At 64.0% G+C, this 24,094-nt stretch carries 20 protein-coding genes; 7 read left to right on the top strand and 13 right to left on the bottom strand.

The window, feature by feature from the left end; translation table 11 throughout:
* Positions 1–16: 16 nt before the first annotated feature.
* The 6 genes from E3T55_RS16370 to E3T55_RS16395 all read right to left on the bottom strand — a co-directional run bounded on the left by E3T55_RS16370 (position 17) and on the right by E3T55_RS16395 (position 7,503).
* Positions 17–907, bottom strand: a complete 891-nt coding sequence (locus E3T55_RS16370; RefSeq protein WP_166791815.1) for an HAD-IIA family hydrolase — start codon at positions 905–907, stop codon at positions 17–19.
* Positions 904–2,484 carry a biotin carboxyl carrier protein gene (locus tag E3T55_RS16375; protein WP_134520622.1) on the bottom strand — a complete coding sequence of 527 codons (1,581 nt, stop codon included), beginning with the start codon at positions 2,482–2,484 and terminating at the stop codon, positions 904–906. The genes E3T55_RS16370 and E3T55_RS16375 overlap by 4 nt, the downstream gene beginning before the upstream one ends.
* Entirely contained in the window at positions 2,481–3,890 is a 1,410-nt protein-coding gene (locus E3T55_RS16380; RefSeq protein ID WP_134520623.1) for an ATP-binding protein, read from the bottom strand. The genes E3T55_RS16375 and E3T55_RS16380 overlap by 4 nt, the downstream gene beginning before the upstream one ends.
* Complete coding sequence (locus E3T55_RS16385; protein WP_134520624.1) at positions 3,887–4,387, bottom strand: acetyl-CoA carboxylase biotin carboxyl carrier protein; 501 nt, start codon at positions 4,385–4,387, stop codon at positions 3,887–3,889. Before E3T55_RS16385 ends, E3T55_RS16380 begins: the two co-directional genes overlap by 4 nt.
* Positions 4,387–5,487, bottom strand: a complete 1,101-nt coding sequence (locus tag E3T55_RS16390; protein WP_134520625.1) for a PEP/pyruvate-binding domain-containing protein — start codon at positions 5,485–5,487, stop codon at positions 4,387–4,389. Before E3T55_RS16390 ends, E3T55_RS16385 begins: the two co-directional genes overlap by 1 nt.
* Positions 5,488–5,583: 96 nt before the next feature.
* Positions 5,584–7,503 carry a PEP-utilizing enzyme gene (locus E3T55_RS16395; protein ID WP_134520626.1) on the bottom strand — a complete coding sequence of 640 codons (1,920 nt, stop codon included), beginning with the start codon at positions 7,501–7,503 and terminating at the stop codon, positions 5,584–5,586.
* Positions 7,504–7,730: 227 nt separating this feature from the next.
* Between E3T55_RS16395 and E3T55_RS16400 the strand changes: the two genes are divergently transcribed.
* From E3T55_RS16400 to E3T55_RS16415, 4 genes are read left to right on the top strand one after another with little or no spacing between them, the layout of a single operon-like run.
* Positions 7,731–8,519, top strand: a complete 789-nt coding sequence (locus E3T55_RS16400) for an IclR family transcriptional regulator (RefSeq protein ID WP_134520627.1) — start codon at positions 7,731–7,733, stop codon at positions 8,517–8,519.
* Positions 8,512–9,318 carry an IclR family transcriptional regulator gene (locus tag E3T55_RS16405; protein WP_134520628.1) on the top strand — a complete coding sequence of 269 codons (807 nt, stop codon included), beginning with the start codon at positions 8,512–8,514 and terminating at the stop codon, positions 9,316–9,318. Before E3T55_RS16400 ends, E3T55_RS16405 begins: the two co-directional genes overlap by 8 nt.
* On the top strand, positions 9,315–10,196 hold the full coding sequence (locus E3T55_RS16410) for an amidohydrolase family protein (RefSeq protein ID WP_134520629.1): 882 nt from the start codon (positions 9,315–9,317) through the stop codon (positions 10,194–10,196). Before E3T55_RS16405 ends, E3T55_RS16410 begins: the two co-directional genes overlap by 4 nt.
* Before the next feature lie 32 nt (positions 10,197–10,228).
* Positions 10,229–11,683 (top strand): aldehyde dehydrogenase family protein, encoded by a 1,455-nt coding sequence (locus E3T55_RS16415; protein WP_134520630.1) that lies wholly within the window; start codon positions 10,229–10,231, stop codon positions 11,681–11,683.
* A gap of 257 nt (positions 11,684–11,940) precedes the next feature.
* Here the strand turns inward: E3T55_RS16415 and E3T55_RS16420 are convergent, their stop codons facing one another.
* Together E3T55_RS16420 and E3T55_RS16425 are read right to left on the bottom strand one after the other, a co-directional pair.
* Entirely contained in the window at positions 11,941–12,423 is a 483-nt protein-coding gene (locus E3T55_RS16420; protein WP_198418589.1) for a universal stress protein, read from the bottom strand.
* A 12-nt stretch (positions 12,424–12,435) separates the two neighbouring features.
* On the bottom strand, positions 12,436–13,623 hold the full coding sequence (locus E3T55_RS16425) for a TerC family protein (protein ID WP_134520631.1): 1,188 nt from the start codon (positions 13,621–13,623) through the stop codon (positions 12,436–12,438).
* A 277-nt stretch (positions 13,624–13,900) separates the two neighbouring features.
* On the opposite strand from E3T55_RS16425, the gene E3T55_RS16430 reads away from it, so the two are divergent.
* Positions 13,901–14,215, top strand: a complete 315-nt coding sequence (locus E3T55_RS16430; protein ID WP_134520632.1) for a hypothetical protein — start codon at positions 13,901–13,903, stop codon at positions 14,213–14,215.
* A gap of 71 nt (positions 14,216–14,286) precedes the next feature.
* Here E3T55_RS16430 and E3T55_RS16435 read toward each other — a convergent pair whose 3' ends face one another.
* The 4 genes from E3T55_RS16435 to mmsB form a co-directional block, all read right to left on the bottom strand.
* Complete coding sequence (locus tag E3T55_RS16435) at positions 14,287–15,549, bottom strand: alpha/beta hydrolase (RefSeq protein WP_134520633.1); 1,263 nt, start codon at positions 15,547–15,549, stop codon at positions 14,287–14,289.
* Positions 15,550–15,773: 224 nt separating this feature from the next.
* Positions 15,774–16,667 (bottom strand): DUF808 domain-containing protein, encoded by an 894-nt coding sequence (locus tag E3T55_RS16440; RefSeq protein WP_134520634.1) that lies wholly within the window; start codon positions 16,665–16,667, stop codon positions 15,774–15,776.
* A 153-nt stretch (positions 16,668–16,820) separates the two neighbouring features.
* Entirely contained in the window at positions 16,821–18,305 is a 1,485-nt protein-coding gene (locus E3T55_RS16445) for a CoA-acylating methylmalonate-semialdehyde dehydrogenase (RefSeq protein ID WP_134520635.1), read from the bottom strand.
* Positions 18,306–18,336: 31 nt separating this feature from the next.
* Positions 18,337–19,239, bottom strand: a complete 903-nt coding sequence (mmsB, locus tag E3T55_RS16450; RefSeq protein ID WP_134520636.1) for a 3-hydroxyisobutyrate dehydrogenase — start codon at positions 19,237–19,239, stop codon at positions 18,337–18,339.
* Positions 19,240–19,357: 118 nt separating this feature from the next.
* On the opposite strand from mmsB, the gene E3T55_RS16455 reads away from it, so the two are divergent.
* Positions 19,358–20,260 (top strand): LysR family transcriptional regulator, encoded by a 903-nt coding sequence (locus E3T55_RS16455; protein ID WP_134520637.1) that lies wholly within the window; start codon positions 19,358–19,360, stop codon positions 20,258–20,260.
* A 51-nt stretch (positions 20,261–20,311) separates the two neighbouring features.
* Here E3T55_RS16455 and E3T55_RS16460 read toward each other — a convergent pair whose 3' ends face one another.
* Positions 20,312–21,721: an MFS transporter gene (locus E3T55_RS16460; protein WP_134520638.1), complete on the bottom strand. Its 1,410-nt coding sequence runs from the start codon at positions 21,719–21,721 to the stop codon at positions 20,312–20,314.
* A gap of 201 nt (positions 21,722–21,922) precedes the next feature.
* Between E3T55_RS16460 and E3T55_RS16465 the strand changes: the two genes are divergently transcribed.
* Complete coding sequence (locus E3T55_RS16465; protein ID WP_134520639.1) at positions 21,923–24,013, top strand: alpha-amylase family protein; 2,091 nt, start codon at positions 21,923–21,925, stop codon at positions 24,011–24,013.
* Positions 24,014–24,094: the final 81 nt, after the last annotated feature.

Below are 24,094 nucleotides of genomic sequence, written 5' to 3' on the forward strand. Positions count from 1 at the left end.
GGCGCATCCTGAGCAGTCAGTTGCGCCCGGCAGCGGGGGCCGCGGATGCCATCGCGAACCACTGCACCAGTTCGATCATGCTGTCCACAATAAAATCGGGGCGTTGCTCCGCGGGTGCGGCCGCGGCATCCGCAGCCGAGTGGGTGCCGGTCGTCACGAGACAGCCAAGTGCACCCGCACGGCGAGCCATCTGGCATTCAAGCGTGAGGTCGTCGCCCACGATGAGCATCTGAGAGGGGTGCACCTGCAACCGGCGGGAGACGACCTTGATCGCTTCCTCCGAGGGTTTGCCGAGAACCCGGTACGGGCGTCCGGTGACGTGGCTGAGACCGACCGTGATGAATCCCGAGACGCCCACATTCAGACGTTCCTTCGACGCAAAGGAGGGGGCATCGGAGGTGCAGTAGAGCTTGGCACCGGCGAGCACAGCCTCGGCGGCAAGCTGAATTTTGTCCTTGCCGAACTCCGTGTCCCAGCCGATCACGACGGCCGCCGCGTTCGTGGGTGCGCCAGCCAGCGCCCGGTCAATGTCGATGAGGTTGAGGCCACGACGTTCGAAGTCATCCACGACTCCGCTTCCGCCGAAAACGAGCAGCGGCAGGTCTGCGTACAGTTCCTGCATCGTTTCCGCGGCGACGACCGCGGGGGTCAGCACCTCGCTGTCGTGGATATCCAGGCCCATTGAGCGAAGCGACGCAGCGATCTGAGCGGATGTCTGCATCGAGCCGTTCGTGAACGCTGCGAGACTGCGCCCGGACGAACGCACGAGCTCGATCGCTTCCGATGCCCCGGGAAGCACGCTGCCGCCGTGGCCGCTGGGACCGTCCGAGAGCACGAGGCATCCGTCGATGTCAAACATGACACCGCGTACCTCCGCGAGACGTAATTGAACTTCGGCTGTATTCATGACGCTCCTCCGGCCGGCTCGCGGCGCAATTCCACGTTCTCGGCTCCCCGACGCACGGCGAGGTATTTCCATTTGGGCAGCTTGTGGGCGGCTGCGATGAAGTCCGTGACGCTCGTCACGGGGGTCGCCGCACGAGTTGCTCCGGTGGCGCTCCACCTCGGCGCCGGACCGGCGGCGAGCATGGCGTCGATCTGATCGCCCGGCAGCACCATGCGCAGCAGCAGTTCCTCTTCGCTGAGGCGACGACCGAATTTCTTACCGTACTCATCGTGCAGATCGGCCAGGGATCGCTCTACTGGTGGTTGGGCGAGTTCTTTCGCGCGGGGCAGCGAGGCAACCCTCTGCAGCACTTCGGGTGCGATCTCGCCCTCCGGTGCGCCAAAGTTTCCGAGTACGAATCTGACGACCTCATCCGGGATGCGGCTATAGCGTTCTTCCCCGGCCTTGATGGCCAGCACGTTCATGAGCGCCTGGCTGCCCACGAACTGACTGAACGGGGTCACCATGATGGGGTAACCCAGGTCGGCCCGCACCCGCCCGGCCTCCTCGATGACGGCGGGCAGGTCATCGAGCATGCGCAGCTCGCCGAGTTGGCGCCGCAGGGTCGACATCATGCCGCCGGGTACCTGGTGCACGTGGGGACTGAGATCATACTCGGTCGGAACTCCGGCCTTCAGCCCCTGAGAGGCGGCAATGGCATAGAGGATGTCCGCTGCCTCGGCCGCCGCGTCGCGGTTGACCTGAACCGGTATGCCGAGGGCGTCGAGGTTGGTGATGAGGTTTTCCAGGCTGGGTTGAGCGGTCCCGTTGGACAACGGGCCGAGTCCGGTGTGCAGCACGTCGACGCCGAGTTCCGCTGCGGCGAGATAGAGCTGGGATGCAGCGCCGGTGGTGCAGTGACTGTGGAGTTCGAGGGATTTGGCCCCCACGGCAGCTCGGATGCCCGGGATCAGCTGGCGGGTGCGGTCGATGGTGAGCAATCCGCCGGGGTCCTTGAGATACACGGAATCGATGAAGGGACTGGCACTGAACAGCCGCGCGTTGCGACTGTAACTCTCGTCGGTGTGCACCGGGCTTTCGGTGAACGTCACGGCCGCGACGACCTGGGTGATTCCCTCATCGTTGGCCCATTCGGCCACCCTGAGCACGGACTCGACGTCATTCATGGGCTCGGCAATCTGAAGCCGGCCCAGGCCGTGGCTGGCCATCAACCGCAGCGCCATGCGCATCACGGTCTCGGAGGCCTTGTCCCAGGACATGAAACGCATTCCGGTCGAAATCGCCGAGAGCGGGGTATTGGGCATGACATCTTTCATGCGCGAAATGCGTTCCCAGGGGCTCTCCTGATGCCACTTCACGCCCATCGACAGGTTCGTCGAACTGGTGAAGTCGATGGCTTCGTAGCCCACCTGGTCGAGCAGCGGCCCGACCGCTTCGACCATTCCGGTGGTCAGCCCGGTGGCTCCCCACAGACTCTGGTTGCCGTCTCGCAGGCTGGTGTCCAACAGACGCACCGGCTGTCGAGGCGCGGCACGATCCTGCCCGGTTTTGGCGTTGTTCTGCGGGGTTGCGGTCATGAGACGGCCTCCTTCAGCTGAGCGTCGTGGAACGACGGATCGTTGCGGTGTTCCCAGGCGGGGGCAAACCACGTGGTGCTGACGCCTCCGCGGATGAAATCTGGGTGTGAGAGTACAAAATCGTGCAGGGGGAGCGTGGTTGTGACTCCCTCGATTACCACCGCTGCGGCGGCGGAGCGCAGGGCCTCGACGGCGGCGGTGCGGCTGTGGGCGCGAACGATCAGCTTGGCCATCAGGCTGTCGTAGAAGGGCGGAAATTGGTATCCGTTTTCGATGTGGGTATCGACGCGGATGCCGGGACCGACCGGCCACTCGACGCGGCTGATCAGACCAGGATTCGGCCGAAAGTCCTGGTCGGGGTCTTCTGCGTTGATCCGCACCTCGATTGCCACCACCGGCGGCACAGGGGGAACGTCGGGCAATTGCGGGTCCAGGCCGAGCGCGAGGCGCAGCTGGGCGGCCACCAGATCGATGCCGAAAGCTTCTTCCGTGACGGGGTGTTCCACCTGGATACGGGCGTTCATCTCGAGAAAGACGACGTCGTCGGACTCGGTGTCGACCAGAAATTCGACGGTTCCGGCGCCACGATAGCGCAGCGCCTTGACGAGCGCCCGGGAGGCATCGTGCAGTACCTGCCGGCGGGCCTCGGATAGTCCGGGAGCCGGGCACTCCTCGACGAGTTTCTGATGCCGGCGTTGCACCGAGCAGTCGCGGTCGCCGAACAGTTGCACGCCGCCGTCTCCGTCGCCGAACACCTGCACTTCAACGTGGCGGGCGGCGGGATAGAAACGTTCCAGGTAGAGGGCGCCATTTCCGAAGGCTGCCTGCGCCTCGGCCGCGGCCTGTGGGGCCAGTTCGGCAAGCTCAGACGAATTCCGCACGAGACGGATGCCGCGCCCGCCGCCGCCGTGAACCGCCTTGATGAGCAGCGGATAGCCCAGGGAATCGCCGAGGGCGGCTGCGGAGGTGGGGTCGCTGATCTCCACGGCGACGGCAACGGGAACTCCGGCGGCCACCGCGACTCGGCGCGCACTGGTCTTGTCGCCGACGGCGCGCAGGGTTTCCGGCCGCGGGCCGGCGAAGGCGATGTTCTCGGCTTCGAGCAGTTCGGCCAACTCGGGTTGCTCGCTCAGAAATCCGTAGCCCGCGTGAACTACGTCGGCGCCGGCGTGCATGGCTGCTTCGGCCACGTATTCCGGCCGCAGGTAGGACTTCGTGGCCTGTGCCGGGCCGATGATGATGACCCGGTCAGCCAGACGGGCTGCCCGTGAGTCGGCGTCAGCAGCGCTCGCCGCCAGCACGGGGCTGGCTCCGATGCGACGCGCCGCCGCGATGATGCGCACGGCGATTTCGCCGCGGTTGGCGACGAGCACGACGGGAATTTTCGCCGCTGGTGCACTCGTCATGAGGGGGTGTTCTCGATGATGACGGCGAGCGGCTGGCCGAACTCGATCTGGGCGTTGTCGGCGACCAGGTATTCGCTCAGGATTCCCGCGCTGCCAGCGGCAACCGGGTTCATGAGTTTCATCACTTCGATGATTCCGATCGTGGTCTCGGCGCTCACCGTGGCACCGGCCTCGATGAAGGGTGCGGCGCCCGGGGTGGGGCTGCGGTAGAAGACACCGATGATGGGTGCCGTGACAATCGTGCCGTTCTGCACCGGTGCGGCCGGAACGATGGCGACCGGAACGGCTGCGGCGGGCGCGGTGGTCAGCGCGGGAGCAGCGACGGGAACAGCGAGGGCCGGCGCGGCCGATGCCGCCGGCGTGACGACCTCGGTCGAACGCCCGAGGCGCACGCTGACGTCGCCGAATTCGACGGTGGCTGATTCGAAGGAACCGTCATCGAGCTGCGTGACCAGGTCCAGAACGTCCTGCCAGCTCGGGGTCGCGGAGGTAGTCATCAGTTGTCACCCTTCGTTGCGGCGGCGACGAAGCCCAGCAGGTTCGCGGTGCCCTTCGTCGTGTTCTTGGATTTTTCTTCCTTGCGCTTCTTCCAGTTCGTCTCGGGCCGGGACTGAAGCAGCATCACCTTGGCGGTACCGTCGGCGTGGTGCTCGAGAGCCCACTCGATGTCCTGCGGGCAGCCGTAGTGCTTTTCCACTCGCAGGGCGATCTCGGCCAACTGCAACACCTCTGCTTCGGTGAGGCAGGCGATGTCGCGCCGTTCCACTTCGACGTCACGAAAGAGCACACCGGTTCCGCCCGGGGCCGGCACGTACTCGTGCGCTTTGGAGGCGATGCGGGTGGTGGTCAGGGTTGGGCCCAGTTTGTTGAGCCAGTATTCATCCGGGGTGACTTCGCCGGACACCACGGACTGGCCGAGGCCCCAGCTGGCGTTGATGGCGATGACGGATCGATCGCCGGTGCGCGGGCTGACGGTGAAGGTGACACCGGCCACGTCGGCGGTGGCCATCAGCTGTACGGCTACCGAGATCTTGGATGCCTCGGAGGCGTCGGCGACGGACAGCTCAGACCGGTACGCGATCGCCTGCGGGGTGTACAGGCTGGCCCAGCACTCGCGCACCTTGTCGATCACGTCATCCGCTCCGACGACCCAGAGGTAGGTCTCCTGCTGGCCGGCGAAGCTGGCCGCATCGCCGTCTTCATCGGTAGCCGAGGAACGCACGGCCACGGGGATGCGGTCGGCGTCGTCGGTGCCCCGCCGCGTCGCCGTCTCGCGGGAGAGTGCGAGATAGGCCGTACGGATCTCCTGCTCGATCGCGGCCGGCAGCTCGCTGCCGAGGATCAGGGCGACGGATTCGTTGTGGGCCTGCTGCAGGGATGCGTGGTTCTGCGCGTCCGCGCCCAGCACGATCCTGAGCAGTTCCTGGCGCAGGTTCGACGCGTCGCGGTAGTCCTCATAGGCATCCACGGTGACCGCGAAGCCGTCGGGCACGGGCAGGCCGGCCTGCACCATTTCGCCCAGGCTGGCGCACTTACCGCCCACGAGGGGACGATCATGACGATTGAGTTCGGTGAATTTTCTGGTGTACTTTCCCACGGTCTTCTTCTTTCTAGGTGGGTGTCGAGGCCACAGGCAGCGCGCCGTTCGGCGGCCTGTGGAGGTGTGTGGTGGCGGGGGAGCGCCTCGGTCGGGTCAGACGCCGGTGGGCTCGTCCAGAATCGTCACGGTGCCGGCGTTGCCGTCGACACGGATCAGCTGGCCGGTCTTGATGGTGGTGGTCCCGAATCCGGTACCGACGACGGCCGGCAGGCCGTACTCGCGCGACACGATGGCGGCGTGGCACATGATGCCGCCGATGTCACTGACCGAGGCGCGGATTCGTCCGAAGACCGGCGTCCAGCTGGGGCTCGTGACCGGAGAAACCAGGATCTCACCGTCTTGCACGGTGTCGAGCTGGTCGGGGCGCAGCACGACGCGGGCGCGACCCTCGGCGATGCCGGGGGAGCCGGCGAAGCCCGTCAGCTGGGTTCGGCTGCCACCGCCGTCCTGTGCGGTCAGCCAGCGTTCGACGGTTTCCGGCGTGATGCCCCACAGCATGATGGTCAACGGCTCGTTGACCTCACCGGGAACCGGACCCAGGGCGGGCGGCGGATTCCAGTTGCTGAGAGCCTCATAGATTTGTTTGCGCCGTGTGATGATCGCGGGCCAGTGATGCCCACCCTGCGGGTTGCCGCCGGCCGACCAGGCCATCTGCAGGTCGACGATGGCTTCTTCGACCTCGGCCCGACGCAGAAAGAAAATGTCTTCCACGTCGTTCCAGAATCCCCACTTCTGCATCAGGCTGCTGAATTCGCGTGCCTTGTTCCAGAAGTTGGTCAGGAACCAGTGTTCGATATAGAAGTTGTGGTTTTCCACGTACGGAAAAACCGTTCGGGACAGGGCCAGGGTCTCGTTGAAGGCGGGAAGGTCTTCCTCGTCGAGCAGCGAGCGGTAGTGCGTGACGAGTTCGTCTCGTTCCTTTTGGAGCTTGTCGATGGGTCGGGTCAGGTCGTCGCCACCGCGCAGGCGGTGGATGTAGTCGCCGATGGCCTGGATGGGTAGGCGCAGATCGTCGATCCAACTCCGGTGGGAGTGGTACATGCCAGACCCATAGGAGAAGGAGAACCACGGGTCCTTGCTCACGTCCAGAGCGCTCAGCCAGGTTTGGCCGGCTTCGGAGTCTGCGAGGTTGCTCAGCAGCTCGGCCTCGGTCGTGGCCGCGATCACCAGCTCGCCGACTCCGAGCTCCTCGGCCCGGCGCGCAAGCGCCCGCAGCTCGTCATCGGGACGAAACAGCAGCACGTCGACGCCGCTCACCATGCGGGAGATGGTCTGGTCGTCGATTTCCGGAAAGTGTTCCTTGCACAGAGTGAGGAATTGGAGGTACGCGGCGTAACCCAGGTTCAGGAATTCTGAATGCAGGGTCCAGATCTGATCGCCATGTTCCAGCAACCGGTGATACGCGACCAGGAGCTGATTGGCCTGGGTCGGCCCGCGATCTTCCGTCACACGCTCCAAGGATTCAAACTCCGACAGCGGTGGAACTTCGATGTCGCGCACGGCCCGGATGGCGGTCGTGACCCGGCCTTCCCACTCGGCGTACAGGGCGTCCCAGTTCTGAAAGTAGTAGCCGGCGCGTTTGCCGAACTCCTCCGCCCGGCGAGCCTGCTCATCGGCGTCGGGGCTGGCGATCGTGGACATGTAGGTATAGCCGTTGATGACACGCACGTCCAAACCCTTGGCCGGCGGCAGGGCGAAGACGCGGGTGTTGGTCACCCCGGTCCCGGTGAAGGCCCCGTCGATGGTGACCTGGTCGAACGGATACGAGACTTCCGGGTAGTGCAGGGAGTTGCGAAACCAGGTCTTGGCGGAATCCTCGGCCTGACGCGAGGGCAGAAAACGGTTGTGGTAGGCGTACATGTCCTCCCACCCCTCGGCCCCCTCGGGCGTCTCGATCTCGTACGGATCGGGGAAGCTGCGTTCCGTCGGTGTGGTGACGTCCGACGACGACGGTTTTGCTGCTGCACCTTCTTCCACTGCATTTTCTTCCACTGCATTGTCCGTGGTGGTCATGACTGCTCCTTTGCGTCCATGGGTGCCCGGCGAGGGGACTGGATGTCAGTATGAACGGTTCCCCGGCCCGTCGCACGACATCTTTTCACTCAATGAAAAGAATCTTCGGGGGATGCCGAGTCATCATCCTGAATCGAACGGGTGACAGTAAATGGCTTTTCATCAAATGAAATTGACACTAGGGTGAGGTCATCAGCGACTCGCTGGTGTCCGACGAGGAGGTCGAGATGGCTCAGTCCGGTATCTCCGTGCCCGACCAGACCGCAGGGCCGGGCAAGTCCGTCACCGAGCGGGCGTTCGCCGTGCTCATGTCCTTCGACATGATGCACCGCTCGATGACCCTCTCGCAGATCTCCCGGCGCAGCGGCCTTCCGCTGGCGACAACATTTCGACTGCTCAACCACCTCGAAGGCATTTCTGCAGTGCAACGGGACACCGGCGGACGTTACGCAATCGGACCCAAAATCTGGGAATTGGGCATTCTGGCACCCACCCACGACGTGATCGGAATGGGCACCCGGCCACTGTTGGTTCGGCTGGCCGCCAAGACGAACATGATGGTCAGGGTGTTCGTCTTCAACGGACAGAAGGCCCTGTGTGTTGAGGAGGTACTGGCCAATGGAGCGAGCTCCCCGAGAACCGGACCCGGAACCGTGCTCACCCTGATCGACTCGGCCGTGGGGCACATTCTCATGGTGCAGATGTCCCAGGCTGATCGCGTCGCACTGCCGCTGACTCGAACGCAGTATTCCCGCCTCGAAGAGCGATTGGCCGTGATCGGCGAGCGCGGCTGGGCGCGCCGAACCGACGACGATGGCGACGTGGAATACGCCGTACCCATCTACTCTGACGGGCGCCCACCGATGGCGCTGTCGCTCAGCACGCCGCCGTCGGAGACATCCGTTCTACTCCGCCACGAGCCACCCATCGACAGACTGATCCCCGAGCTTCGCGGCGTCGCCCGCAGCATCGCGGCCGTGCTGTCCTCGACAAGAGAGGAATCCGACCATGAGTGATGAGCCGTACAAGAGTTCCGCCAAGTCCGTCACCGCGCGGGCTCTGGCGGTGCTGGCGGCCTTCGATGTCGACACACCGCTTCTCTCCCTCAGCCAGCTCGCCCGCAAAGCGGGACTTCCCGTCGCAACCGTGTACCGACTTGCCGGTGAACTCGAGGACGGACGCTTTCTTGACCGCGACAGCGCCGGGCGTTATGGACTCGGGGTCAGACTCTGGGAGATGGGCCTCCTCACCCCCATCCATGGTCGACTACGCGAGACAGCCATGCCGTTTCTGCTCAATCTGCAGTATGAGTGTCGCGAAACCGTGCAGCTGGCGGTGTGCGACGGCACGAACGCCATCTATATCGAAAAATTGACCTCCGAAATTTCCGTGCCGGTGCAGAGCCGTATCGGTGCCCGGATACCGTTACACGCCTCCGGAGTCGGCAAGGCTTTGCTTGCCTTCAGTTCTGAGGACTTCACGGAGGCGATTCTCGCACTGCCCCTCACGCAGTACACCCCGGAAACCGTCACCGATCGACGGCTCCTGCTGCGGCAACTCGCGCAGATTCGACAGCGCGGCTTCAGCCTCAGCCATCAGGAATACCAGCGGGGAGCCAGCTCTCTCGCCGCCCCCGTGATGGTCAACGGAACGGTTCAGGCGGCAATCGGTATCGTCAGCTACGAACTCAGGACCGACCTGGTTCAGTACGCACCGGCGTTGCTCGGCGTGGCGAGCAGGCTGGCCCAGCGTTTGCAAGATGCGGCCGGAGTCGCGTACCCGAGCATCAAAGACCCCATAAGGAGTGCTGAATAGTGCCATACGAACCCCGGCTCGACATCGACGCGCTGGTCGCAATTGACACCCACGTGCATGTGGAAGTGGATGATCATGGTCACCACGCATTACCGCAACAACTGGTCGACGCGGCCAGTAAGTACTTCAAGGCTGCCGGGCCTCGGCCCGGACTCGATGCGATCGCCGACATGTACCGGGAACGCAAGATGGCGGCGGTGGTGTTCACCGTCGATGCGTCGAGTCACCTCGGACATCCGCCGAACAGCAGCGAAGAGATCGCACGCGGTGCCGCTCGCAACAACGACGTTCTGATTCCGTTTGGGTCGGTGGACCCCCACCACGGATCCGCCGCGATTGCTACAGCCCAACGGTTGGTGAGCGATTTCGGTGTGCGCGGCTTCAAATTTCATCCGAGCGTGCAGAACTTCGACCCGAGCGATACAGAGCACTACCCCCTGTATGAGGTCTTACAGTCGTTCAACCTGCCCGTGATCTTTCACACTGGCCAGACCGGAATCGGCTCCGGGCTGCCGGGAGGATTCGGGATCAAGCTGGGACTATCGAATCCCATGCTGCTCGACTCGGTCGCGGCCGACTTTCCAGAATTGCAGATCGTGATGGCTCACCCGTCCGTGCCCTGGCAGGACGAAGCGTTGGCGGTCGCAACCCACAAGAAGAACGTCTGGATCGACCTCTCGGGGTGGTCGCCAAAGTACTTTCCCCCCAGCCTGGTGCGCCAGGCCAAGTCAATTCTGCAAGACAAGGTCCTCTTCGGCTCCGACTTTCCGCTTATCTCCCCGGACCGGTGGATGAAGGATTTTGCCCTGCTCGAATTCGATGACGCGGTTCGCATGAAAATCGTCAAGGACAACGCCGTGCGGTTGCTGGGGCTCTAGCGCCCCGCGCGGCCCGGTTCGAAAGGATGACAATGGTGTTTTTTGAACAGTCAAAATGGGACGGCAAGACCTTTCTGGGTGGATGGACCAGCCTCGCGGGAACGACAGCCGTCGTCTCTCCGGCGTCGGGTGAGCGGATCGGCGCGTATGCCACGGGCTCGGCCGCGGACATTGCGGCGGCAGCAGATCTGGCCGTCAACGCCCAGCAGCTCTGGGCGACGACGTCGCCGGAGGTTCGCTCGGCGGTGCTGCGACGGGCCGCGATGCTCATCGAGCAGAACGTTGGCGTCCTCGCCCAGTGGCTGTCCGATGAGGCAGGGTCCGCGAGCGGCAAGGCAGGCTTTGAAGCCGGACTCGTCGCCGCGGAGTTCCACCTCGCCTCGGCCACGGCACTGATGCCGTACGGTCAACTTCTGCGAACCGGGCGTCCTCGTCTGAGCATGGCTCGCCGTCTCCCCGTCGGAGTGGTCGGCATCATCTCACCGTTCAACTTTCCCTCCATCCTCTCTGCCCGGTCGATAGCACCGGCCCTCGCGTTGGGTAACGCCGTCATCATTAAGCCCGACCCTCGCACGACCATCACGGGAGGTTTGTTCTTCGCCGAGGTGCTCGAGCAAGCCGGGTTGCCGGTGGGCCTGTTCAGTGTCGTCCCCGGCGGCGCGGATGTCGGCTCGGCGCTGGTCGACGAGCCCCGTGTGCCCGTGATCTCCTTCACCGGCTCGACTCCGGCCGGTCGCGCAATCGGCGCGCGCGGGGGCGAATTGCTCAAACGCGTGCACCTTGAGCTCGGTGGAAACAACGCTCTGGTCGTGCTGGACGATGCCGATGTGGAAGCCGCCGCATCTGCCGGTGCCTGGGGTTCGTTCCTGCACCAGGGGCAAGTCTGTATGACGACCGGTCGCCACCTCGTTCATGAGAGCCTCTATGCCCGATACGTCGATCTGCTGACCGAAAAGGCACTCAACATCCCGGTCGGGGCTCCCGCCAGCGGCGCTCCTCTGGGGCCGATCATCGACGCCGGACAGCGCGACAAGGTTCACTCGATCGTCACAGACAGCGTCGCGGCTGGCGCGCGGCTAACGGCTGGCGGTGCCTACGACGGACTGTTCTACCGGCCCACGGTGCTGGCTGATGTGAGCGTGAACCACCGCGCGTTCGCTGAGGAGATCTTTGGACCGGTCGCCCCGGTCACGAGTTTCTCGACGATCGATGACCTCGTCCAGCTCGTCAACAGCTCGAAATTCGGGCTTTCCCTGTCGCTGCTGACGGGCAACGCCTACCGCGCGTTCGAGATCGCAGACAGGATGCCGAGCGGCATCCTGCATGTCAACGATCAGACCGTCGACGACGAAGCGCAGGCGCCGTTCGGCGGGGTCGGCGACTCGGGAACGGGCGCTCGCTTCGGCGGGCACGACGCGAATATTGAGGCTTTTACGGAGACCCAGTGGGTGACCATTCAAGGCGAGATTGCCCCCTACCCGTTCTAGCATTCGGGGTTGTTGCCGCTCTGGGTCAGGCGTAGCTTAAAAAGAAACGGCGTCACCTCGTTCTGAGGAGGTGGAGAAGATGATGCGACGACTTCGTTGTCGGGTTGGGTTGCACCGATGGGTCCTCAAGCAGGACTCACGGGATGCGCCGAGGTACTACGGCTGTCGCTTCTGCGACAAGATGATGGAATTTGACGGTCGTCCCGCGGCGTACTTCGGTGGCTTCTGAGCATCCGTCTGGGCATCCGTCTGAGGCATTAGGGCCGTGGCGGTACCACCAAGACCAGGCACGCTGCGTGCCGTAAGCACTGCCTGCTCACGGACCCCAGCAGCATTCCCGCGAAATCACCGCGCCCGCGCGTGCCAACGACCAGCAAACGGGCGTCGTGTGACAGGGCGATGAGCGCTTGTGCGGGCGCCGCATAGACGGGCCGGTAGAAAATCGACACCAGAGGAAATCTCTCGATCAGGGCGCGCGAATCCTGCTCGAGTTCGTCGTGCACGGCGGCCTCATACTCTTCGAGTGAAGACACGTAGCCGAACTCCCAGACGGATGGCCGCGGCGCGGTCGTGATGGACCAAGCCCGGACGAGAACGATGGGGACGTACAGCTCATCGGCAAGCTCCAGTGCCACGGCCAGTGCGGTGTCCGCACCCGCGGATCCATCGTGTCCGACCACGATGCTTTCGCTCGGAGCTGGCACCAGATCCGAGTTGTTCATTGCGCCGTCGAAGCGCATTGACGGTTCTCCTTACCGGGCCAGATATTCTGCGTGCTGTCGGTGGGCATCCGCTACCTGCTCGCGGATCGTGTCAACGTCCTTGGCCTTGTTGCGGTACTTCAGGTCCATTTTCAGAATCTGAGTTTCTTCGTCGGCCAGCAGCTGGTAGATACGCTCGCGCTCGGCGTGATCGGCCGTGTAGGCCAGGTCCAGATAGCTGCCGGCATGGCGGCGTGCGTTGTTGATGGCGGTCTGGGCTTTGCCGGCCTTGCTCAGAAGCGAGGCCACAACGGTCACGATGAGCGTGCCGATGATGACGCTCAGGGACAGGCCCGTGCTGATCTCGACGACCGGCACCGGTTCGCCGTCATTGATGAACGGCAGGTTGTTCTCGTGCAGAGCGTGGAGCACGAGCTTGACACCGATGAAGGCCAGGATGACTGCCAGGCCGTAAGAAAGGTAGATGAGGCGGTCCAGCAGTCCGTCAATCAAAAAGTACAGCTGGCGCAGGCCCATGAGCGAGAAGGCGGTGGCGGTGAAGACGATGTAGACATTCTGCGTCAGGCCAAAAATCGCGGGTATCGAGTCCAGCGCGAAGAGGATGTCGGTGCCGCCGATCGCCACCATGACCAGCAGCATGGGCGTGAGTGCCCTCTTGCCGTTGTGCATGGTGAACAGTTTGTCGCCGTCGTAGTGCTCGGTGGTGTGGAACAGTCGCCGGGCCAGACGGATCATCACGTTGTCGGCTTGGCTGTCACCATGCGCTTCGGGCTTGAGCAGATTGCCCGCCGTGATCAGCAGGATCAGGCCGAAAATGTAGAACACCCACGCGAAGGAATTGATCAGGGCCGCGCCCAGAAAAATGAACCCGGTACGGGCGATCAGTGAGAAGACAATTCCGAACAGCAGCACCTTCTGCTGGTCCTCGCGGGGCACCCGAAAGCTCGCCATGATGATCAGGAAGACGAACAGGTTGTCCACCGACAGCGCCTTCTCCGTGATGTAGCCGGCGAAGTACTCCGACCCCATCGTGCCCCCACCGAAGATCAGAACCAGAATTCCGAACACGATGGCAAGCCCGACGTAAATGGAAGACCAGAGCGCCGCTTCCTTCAGCGTGGGAACGTGGGCCTTGCGGATGTGGAAGAAATAGTCGAAGGCGAGCAGTGCCAGGATGACGACGATGGTCATGCCCCAGACGAGGGGTGAAACAGTCATGAGACCTTGCTTTCCAGTGGTGGTGGCCGAGCATCGAGCAGTGACATGGCGCGGTCGATCAATTACCGCCGTTAGCGATACGATAACCCGTTCATCTGTGCACGGGTAGCGAGCGGTGGGTCCCGGTTAAGCGAGCCGTGGCTCCCGCGTGAGGTATTTCAGCGGTGTCATCCCTGCTCGAAGGTGAATTGCGCTTCGAGCCAATGATCAAAGTGATACGTGATGCCATCCAGCCACGACGCATCAAGCTGACTGACATGGGTGCCGCGAGGCTCGCGTGACAATGCTGCTCGCGCAGGCCGAGATCAAGATTTCCTCTGCGACCCGCACCTGGAGGTTTATGAAACTGGTGCGGAACGCGCTTGTGCTCATCGCCGTGCTCCTGGTGTTCTGGCTCGCCTACCAGTTGACCCAAGCATTAAACGTCACCGACTTTATCCGCGCCGCGGGCGCGCTCGTTATCGGGGGACCGGGACTGTTCATCACGGGCATGGTGAAGTCGGCGGCCGAGGAACTCACGCTGGCCGAGACCGGTCGACAGGACATTGCGGAGCGAATCGCCGCTCTGAGCGAGCACTCCGCAGCCGGTTAGGAGTAGGCGCTTCTCCATCACGATCTGTTCGCGGAGCGCGCGACAGAGGGGCGCAAGCCCGACACCGCCGATCATTCCGCGGCGAGGTTGTGCAGCGCCCACCACGTCACTGGCGTGTTCACATCACCGTGGTCAGCAATCGCGGCCTTGCCGTCGATGGCTCCTGAGCCGTCGATCGAAATAACTCGTGCGTCTGCGTTGAGTTTGTACTTGGTACCGGGTTTCTTCGCCGTCTCATCCGTGAAGGCGATTCCGTGCGGACGATATCCACCGAGTGCTCCATACTTGTCGGTGTTTCCCCACGCGTCAGTGTCCGCCCGCACGGCGGCATTAAACTCCGCGAAATTGTCTCCACGCAGCGCGTGATGAAAGAAGTCATGCAGCGGCTGGTCGAAGTCCGACCGGGTTGCCATGATCGGGCGCACGACGCGGTCAGGCACCATCGCGTACCCGGCCGCTCTCCCGCTCGTTGCCACGTCGCGTGCAAAGCACCAACGGTTGACCGCGGGTTGCAGCAGCAGCAGAGACTGCACCGGGTGGTCGTCGAGAAGTGGGCAGTGCGCTACCGCCGAGAGCATCACGCGCGCCCCGAACGAGTGTCCGATGAGATGGATGCGCAGCCCGGGCTTGGCGATTCGGGTGAGCAACGGACCAACGCCCAGCTTGCCGACCTCGCCGGCGCGGCCCTTCATCTTCCACACGCTCGCCATTCGAAGAAGCCCGCGCGGGTCGAACGAGACACTCTCTGTCGCATCCGCCAGGCCGTTCGACGACTGTTCACCACCCTCGATCTCCTTCCAGGCGTCGAGGATGTTCTCGATGTCGGGCTGCGCAGACAGGCCGTCATCATCGACGGGCCACTGGTCGAGAATGATCGCCGCCATCTCACGAGCCTCGGCCGAGGTGAGCCTGTCGACGCCGTCGACCAGGTCGAGCAGGTGCACACGGGTCTCGGCCTCCCATCCGTCCGTCACTTCGGAAAGCATCGCTTCGGTCGCACCGGAACCCGTGTGGTCGCTAACCGAATCGTCGAGAACGGAAATGATCGGGCCCATCTCGGAGTTCAGCACAAACCACGTGGACGGCCAGACAATCCCTATCAGCACCGGACGATAGCCCTGCGGGACCGCGAGCTGAAACTCCGCGCGCTGGGCGATAAAGCCTTCCGCAAAACGGGTGTAATTGTGCAGCGCATCCCCATAGGTGTTGTTCCATCCGTGGGAAAAAATGAAGACATCGCTGGCTGCGCGTGCGGCGTCCACGGCGAGCTTCGCGGTCGTGGGGCTCTCGAGACGCCCATCCTTTCCGAACCTCAAAAGATAGAGGTCGAGCAAGATTCCGTTCCCTGCGGGGATCTGAGCGACTGGACCGATCATGGCTTCTCGCTTTCGCGCTGCCACGCGGCCGAGCGCGCCGTTGGCACAGGTTGGTTTCAGGGCACGTCATCGCGCCCTCGTTGCCTTACCGCTCCGGCGATCTGCTCATTTCAGCCGTGGCCGCCGCTGCTCGGTGGAACTGTACGCCTCAGGCCCGCCGTCGACAAGCTCCGCCGCGTGGGTCAGTGCGCGATGCCGGCGGGCTGGTTCTTGCTGCGCAGACGTGATACTCCGAGAACGATCGCGGCAATGATCAGGCCAAGAACCAGCCCGAACACGGCCGATATCGCCGTGTCGGTGACCCAGACGATGACGGGGCCGGCGGCTTCGACCGCGTGGGTCACCGCGTGCAGCAGATCGTAGGGTCCGTGCCAGAAGGTCTCGGCGAGGTTGGCGATCACCAGGTGGCCTCCCACCCACAACATGGCGACCGTTCCGATAATGCCGATGACCGTGAAGACGGTGGGCATCGATGCCACGATGCGGGCACCGATGCGTCGCACCCGTCGGGCCGGATTCTGCATGAGTGACAGCCCGACATCGTCGATCTTGACCAGCACGGCGACGGCGCCGTAAACGATCACGGTCATGACCAGACCGATCACGACCAACGCGCCCAGCGTCATCCAGATGCCGAAGTCGGGATCGAGGCTGGCCAGTGCGATGAGCATGATCTCGGTGCTCAGAATGAGGTCGGTGCGGATGGCCCCGAAAATGAGCTTGCCCTCGTCGCGCGCCTCGGTCTCTTCGGCGGCGTGATGCACGCCGAACCATTCGGTGACCTTCTCCGCACCCTCGAAGCACAGGTAGGTGCCGCCGAAAATCAGCAGATACGGCAGCACCAAGGGCGCGAACGCGGACAGCAGCAGTGCGAGCGGAATGATGATGACGAACTTGTTGAACAGGCTGCCGAGCGCGATGCGCCAGACCACGTGCAGCTCGCGGGCCGGCGACAGCCCCTGAACGTACTGCGGCGTGACGGCCGCGTCGTCGATGACGACGCCCGCGGTCTTGGCACTCGCCTTGAGGGCGGCAGTCAGAATGTCATCGACAACGGCGAGTAGGCCGACCGACATGTGGTTCTCCTCGGATGAAAGCGTCAACCTCGTGCGGGTCGACGGCGATGGTGTCCACAGTACCTGTCGCCATGGTGCATCCCGGTGCACGGCCGTCGCTGAGCCCAAGAACGGATGCCCGCCCCGGGCCCGGCCGGCGAGCCGACCTGGCGGCTAGGCCATTTGCGGAAAGCCAAGGTCGATCTCCGACGTGGCCGGGTCGGGCCACCGGGTCGTGACGACCTTTCCCCGCGTGTAGAAGCGGATGCTGTCGGGCCCGTACATGTGCGCGTCGCCGAAGAGGGAGTTCTTCCACCCGCCGAACGAGAACGATCCCACCGGCACGGGGATCGGCACGTTGATGCCGACCATGCCGGCCTCAATCTCGAACTCGAACTGCCGCGCCGCCCCGCCGTCGCGCGTGAACAGCGCGACACCGTTGCCGAACTCGTGGTCGTTGACGAGTTTCACGGCCTCGTCGAACGTGTCTACGCGCACGACCGAGAGCACCGGGCCAAAGATTTCGTCGTCATAGACCTTCATGCCGGGTGTGACATGGTCGATCAGGCTGACGCCCAGAAAGAAGCCGTCGCCATCGAAATTCTGGGCGCGGCCGTCGACGACCATCGTGGCGCCGGCATCCGCTGCTCCGGCAAGGTAGGACGCGACCCGGTCACGGTGTTCACCCGTGATGAGCGGGCCCATCTGCGAAGACGGGTCGGTTCCCGGTCCGACGTGGAGGGTTTTCATGCGCTTCGCGATCGCTGCCACGAGGTCGTCGGCGATGCCGCCGACCGCCACGAGCACGCTGACGGCCATGCAGCGTTCGCCGGCAGAGCCGTATGCGGCGTTGATCGCGGCATCCGCTGCCATCTCCAGGTCGGCGTCGGGCAGCACCACCATGTGGTTCTTGGCACCGCCGAGGGCCTGCACTCGCTTTCCGTTCGCGGCCGCCCTGGCGTAGATGGACTTCGCGATCGGCGTGGATCCGACGAAGCTGATGGCCTTGACCTCTGGGTTATCGAGCAACTCATCGACGGCCTCTTTGTCGCCCTGCACCACATTGAGAACGCCGGCGGGCAGGCCGGCCTCCGTGAAGATCTCGGCGATGAAAATGGCCGATGACGGGTCTTTCTCGCTCGGCTTGAGCAGCACCGTGTTACCGCAGGCGAGGGCGCTGCCGATCATCCACAGCGGCACCATGGCGGGAAAATTGAAGGGGGTGACGCACGCGACGACACCGACGCTCTGGCGCACCGAGTGCACGTCGATTCCATGGGAGACCTGCTGCGAGAAATCGCCCTTGAGCATCTGCGCGAGGCCCGTGGCGAATTCGATGTTCTCGAGTCCGCGGGTGATCTCACCGGCGGCGTCGGACAGTACCTTGCCGTGCTCGCTCGTGAGAATCGCGGCGAGCTCGTCCGTGCGCTCGGCGAGCAGTTCACGCACCTTGAAGAAGATGGCCGTGCGCTTGGCGAGGGTGCTGGCTCGCCACTCGGGCAGGGCGGCCCGGGCGGCATCGATGGCGTCGACGACAACAGCGCGGGACGCCAGCACGACCTGCTTGTCTTGCACGCCGGTCGCCGGATTGAAAACCGGGCCGAATCGCTCGGCCGTGTCGACGCGCTGGCCGTTGATGTAGTGGGGAATTGTGTGCATGGGAGTGCTCATTTCAGGTCGGTGACGGGTTTCAGGCGCGTGGCTGCAGGGTGCCGTCGACGAGCTTGACGATCATCGAGCAGTCCTTGCCGCCCTCGCCCTCATCGATGAGGCGCTGAAAGAGCTCGGCAACGTGTTCGCCGATCTCGAGCGGGGTGTCGGTCGCCCGCGCTGCGGCGATCGCGAGACCGATGTCCTTGCTCGCGAGTTCGGTCGTAAACGTCGGGGCGAAGTCGCGGTTGGCGGCGGCCGTCGCGACGACGTCCTTGACGGGATACCAGGTGCGCAGCGCCCAGCTGTCTCCCGATGAGACGGATGCGATGTTCCAGAACACCTGCTTGTCCAGTCCCAGCCGATCGGCCAACACCGCCCCTTCGGCTGTCGCGGCGAGGTTGATGAACAGCATGAGGTTGTTGCAGATCTTGGCGGCCTGTCCGGTCGTCGCGCCTCCGGTGGGGATGATGTTCGCCGCCATCGGCTCGATGAATGTCGTGGCGTCGGCAACCGCTGTCGCCTCGCCGCCGATCATGAAGGTCAGTGTTGCTGCCTTCGCGCCGCTGATTCCACCGGAGACCGGGGCATCGACGAAGCGAAAGCCCGCTGCCGCCGCTGAATCATGCAGGGCCTGGGCGGTTTCGATGTCGATGGTGGAGGAATCCACCAGAAGGGTGGCCGTATCGGTGTTCGCCAGTACCCCGTCGGCGCCGAAGTACACCGAGCGTGCATGCTCGCCCTTGGGCAGCATCGTGAACACGACATCGGCGCCCGCAACGGCGTCGGCAATGCTGTGGGCGGCGGTGACGCCCGCCGTGACGGCGGTCGCGAGGGCCTCCGCACTCAGGTCGAACCCGCGTACCTCGTGGCCGGCGGCCACCATGTTTGCCGACATGGGTCCGCCCATGTTGCCCAACCCGATCCATGCAACTACCGACATGACGAAGCTCCTTTGCTTGTGTGCGCTGCCTCTACCCTCGCAGCCCGATAGAGTGCGATCAAGGCAATATTTCACACGGGGCATGTGCGCAGATGCACATGCTCGAGAGGATTGATTCGTGAGTTCACACCAGCTTCCGAGCCCGAACGACCTGCTCGTGCTGCTGACCGTGGCCCGGCTGGGCCGGTTCAACGCGGTCGCCGAGGCGCTCGGTACCACGCACACGACCATTTCGCGGCGAATTCTCTCGCTCGACCGGGAGCTGGGTGGTCGCACGCTCGAACGCAGTGCGCACGGCTGGGAACTCACCGAACTGGGGCGGCACGCGGTCGGTGCGGCCGAGGCGATCGAAGACCGCTTGGGCGCGCTCACCACGGCGATCAGCCAGAAAGACCCGCTGTCCGGTCTGCTGCGCATCAGCACGATCGATGGCTTCGGGGCCGAGATCGTCACGCCGGCGCTCGTGAAGTTGCAGCAGGGCCACCCCCGCATCAATATCGAGATGTTCAGTGCCACCCGCAAGGTGAGCCAGAACCGATCGGGGGTCGACCTGGAGATCGTGGCCGGACGCAACGACGTCGACAAGGCGGAGGCGATGTTTCTCACGAACTATTTTCTGCGCCTCTACGCAAGCCGTGAGTACCTGCTGGCCCACGGTGTGCCGCAATCGCTCGACGATATTCGGTCGCACAGCTTCGTGTCGTACGTCGAGAGCGCCCTGCTCGTGGCCGAACTCGGCTACCGCTCGTCGCAGTTGCCTGAACCCGCGACGACCTTTCAGTCGACCAGCCTGTTCGCCCAGCTCGAGGCGGTGCAGGCGGGCGCCGGAATAGGTCTACTGCCGAACTTTCTCGTACATGATCGGCCGGAATTCGTGCCGGTGCTGCCGCACGACTTTCAGCGACAGCTGCCGATTTGGGCCGTCGCCCGGGCCGAATCGCTGCGCTCACCCGTGGTGCGCGCAGCGATCGAGGCGATCACCCTCGAGATCACCGAGCGACCGGCGGCGTTCACCGCCTGATCCGGCCGCCGGTGCAGTGGGCATGACCGGGGTCTGCCTGGCTACCAGAAACTACCGGCCGGGGGTGCCGACCAGATCGGCGGCCGCGGCGGCGCGATCGGCCGAATCCGCGGCATCCGCTGCATCGATATCGTGAAGAGCGAGCCCGCGCGTCTCTTTCAGGGTCAGCACCACGAGGGCCGTCACGAGGCAGGCTGCCGCGAGGTAGATGGCCACCGGCACCGAGGACTCGAAGCTCGAGAGCAGGCTGACCGCGATGATCGGGGCGATGGAGCCCGCGATCACCGAGGTGACCTGATAGCCGAGTGAGACGCCGGAGTAACGCATGCGGGTGGGGAACATTTCGGCCATGATGGCGGGCTGTCCGGCGTACATGAGTGCGTGAAACAACAGGCCCATCATGATCGCGACGATGATGATGACGTCGTTCGCGGTATCCATCATGGGGAAGGCGAAGAAGCCCCAGGTGCCGGCGAGTACGGCGCCCACGAAGTACACCGGGCGGCGGCCCACCCGGTCGGAGAGGTGGCCGACAACCGGGATAACCAGAAAATGGATGGCGTGGGCGATGAGCAAGAGCAGCAGCACGCGGGAGGTGTCCATCTGCACGATGATCTTCAGATAGGTGATGGAGAAGACCACGACGAGGTAGTACAGGATGTTTTCGGCGAAGCGCAGGCCCATGGCGGTGAACACGCCACGCGGGTAACGGCGGAAGACCTCGATGATGCCGTAGCCCTGGTCTCCCGCGACGACCTCCTTTTGTGCCTTGAGAAAAATCGGGGCATCGCTGACCTTGGTGCGAATGTAGTAGCCGACGAGAACGATCACGGCCGAGAGCCAGAACGCGACGCGCCAGCCCCAGCTCAAAAAGGCCTCGTCGGACAGGGCCGAAGCGAGAACGAACAGCACGGCGGTGGCGAGCAGGTTGCCCATCGGCACGGCCGCCTGGGGCCAGCTGGCCCAGAACCCACGTGATTTCGCCGGGCTGTGCTCGGCGACGAGCAGCACGGCGCCACCCCATTCACCGCCGACCGCGAAACCCTGGATGAACCTCAGGAGCACGAGCAGAATCGGTGCCAGGTAGCCGATCTGTTGAAAGGTGGGCAGGCAGCCCATCAAGAAGGTGGCGACGCCGACGAGCACGAGGCTGAACTGAAGCAGTCGTTTGCGGCCGAATTTGTCACCGAAATGTCCAAACACGATGCCGCCGATGGGGCGGGCCAGAAATCCGACCGCGTAGGTCGCGAACGCCGCGATGATGCCCTCGAGTTCGCTGCCGGCGTTCGGAAAGAACAGGGTGCCGAAGACCAGGGTGGCCGCCGAGGCGTAGAGAAAGAATTCATACCATTCGACGACCGTGCCGGCCATGGAGGCCGCGACGACCTTTTTCAGTCCCGACGTCTCTGTTTCTCGTGGGCTACCGGAATCGTCTCGGGCAGTGGATCTGGTCGTGCTCATGGGTGTTCCCTCGTGTCGTCATTGACACAACGTGCTCGGCGGGCTCACATCATCACCGCCGTGACACACGTCGTCTGGCTTGTCTTAGACTGCGCGCTGCGGACGGTGCTGTCAAAGGCGATTCGCACAGAGGTACAGTGCAAAAATGCACAGGGCCCTTCGCTCTGGTCTCGGTGCCGCTCGCCATGGCATACTGTCGCCGTGATAGAGCGCATCGGCTTTGGAACGGGTCAGGTCGATTCCGGTACCTTTCGGGTGCGGCTGTCGCTGGGGGAGTCGCTGACCGTGGGCCTCGGCGTCACGGCCACGTCACCGGCCGAACTGGCCGGTGCGGCGGCGTTCGTCTGGACGAACTACGGCGCCCAGAATCCCGGCAACTTTTCGGCGCTTCCGATGACGTCAACCCCGCCGACGGATGCCCACCAGCAGGCGTTCGCGTTGACGCTCGACCCCGCGGTGCCCGGAACCGTCATTGCGACCGCCTTCGTCGTGCTCGACGGCATCTGTTACTGGGCACCCGAATTCGCCGCCCCCGGCACCCGCGGTGCCGAATACGGGTTGGTAAACCGGCTGGTCTTTCGGGTATCTGACCCGGCCATCGTTCACCTCAACGTTCGAGAGCTTCCGATCGACAAGGTCAACGCGAGGTCGGACAGCACGGACATTTCCCTGATTGAAGACCTCATCGACGACCAGCCCAACTGGTACACGCTGCAGAAGCTGCACGACGAGGGTGTGAACTGTGTCTGGCTGCAGGTGCCGTATCGGCTGGATCCCTGGGACGGTCGGGACACCCACGACGACGCCGGAAGCGACTACGCGAGCAACGACTGGTTCTCGATTGACCCCGACCTGTCGCGCGAGTCGCGCGGTGTGCCGCCGTGGGACCTGGACCGCCAGCACCGACTCGCCAACATCGCTATGAAACGTCTGGTCGACAAGGCGCACGACCTGGGCCTGAAGGTGCTGCTTGAGATCGCCCCCAACCACGTCGGGCACAATTTCATCTACCGTGACGCGTTTGGGGCGGGCCCGGGAACGGATGTTCCGCGCCGCGACTATGCGCAGTCAGCGATCGACGTGGCCCAGCGCGCGCAAATCGGACAGCGACTGGCATCGGGCGACTATCCGGACGAGCTCAAGAACTATGCCGAGTACATGCTGCCGCAGATGTACGCCGCGCATTACTCCGACGGGCGCTACAACCCCCAGGGCGCGAACTCGGTCTACGAGACCTACTCGCCCGACTGGGCGGGGCTCTGGGCCGACGTCAAACACCTCAACCACGGTGGCCACGGCGGACAGGGCATCTGGACCGCGTCGACACCACAGAATTTTCACGTTTTGGCCTACATCGGCCGCGCGATGGCCTGGGCCGCAAAGGAATTCGGGGTGGACGGATTTCGAATCGACCACGTCTTCGGCATGCCGTTCCACTTCTTCGAGCAGACACTGCCGTGGGTGGAGATGAAGGTTCGCGAACAACGCGGGCCGGCCGCATCCATGATCTGGGTGGCGGAGGATCACAATCGCAAGGACTATACGAGCTGCGTCAGCGACGTGATTCAGGCCACCGGTTACATGGGCATGCTGCAGGCCTTCGCCGACCGAGACATCAATCGGGTGTGGGGCGCTCTGACCGCGGTGGAGCACGCGCACGAATTTCTGGCCACCGGCAACCACGACGAACGGCGCGGAATCGAATTCTTCGGCGGCGACCTGCTGGCCTTCGGTAACGCGATCATGACCATGCAGTTGCTCGGCGGTGCACTGTTGACGCTCACCGGTGACGAGTATGGCGAACGGCAGCAACTCGCCTTCAAATCCAAGGGCGGTATCCCCACGGTGTGGCAAAAACGCCAGGGCTTGCTGCCGATCGAGTGCGCCAATCTCGCGTACTGGGTCGGCCGGGGAGCGCAGCTGAGAAACGAGCACCCCGCCCTGCGGGGCTCCCGCCGTGAGCGACTCGCGCAAATCACTGCGGGCGGTCCCCAACCGATGCTGGCCTGGAGCCGGTCCGGAACGGATGCTGCCGACGCACCGCTTCTCTTCGTCAGCAGCCTCGACCGAGCGAGGTGGGCCACCGGGGTGTTCGACGTGGGCGGCTCAGCCCGCAGTTGGCTGCTGCAGCATCCCGCCGACTACTACCAGGTGCGGGATCTGATCGGCTTCGATCCGGGCCGCTACCTGTGGAGCCGGCCCCTGCTGGGACAACAGCTGCTCGACGCCGGCCTCGGCATCGGACTGCAGCCGAACCAGATTCAGGCGCTGCAGCTCGAGCGGGTGGTCTGATCGGCAGCTCTGACGGGTACTGTCAGGCACTCCCGGGACGCTGGGCCGCGCCGTAGCGTGGAAACGATCCCATCGTTAGAA

Origin of the sequence: Cryobacterium frigoriphilum (assembly GCF_004403305.1) — a bacterium.
In the GTDB taxonomy this organism is placed as follows: Bacteria; Actinomycetota; Actinomycetes; order Actinomycetales; family Microbacteriaceae; genus Cryobacterium; species Cryobacterium frigoriphilum.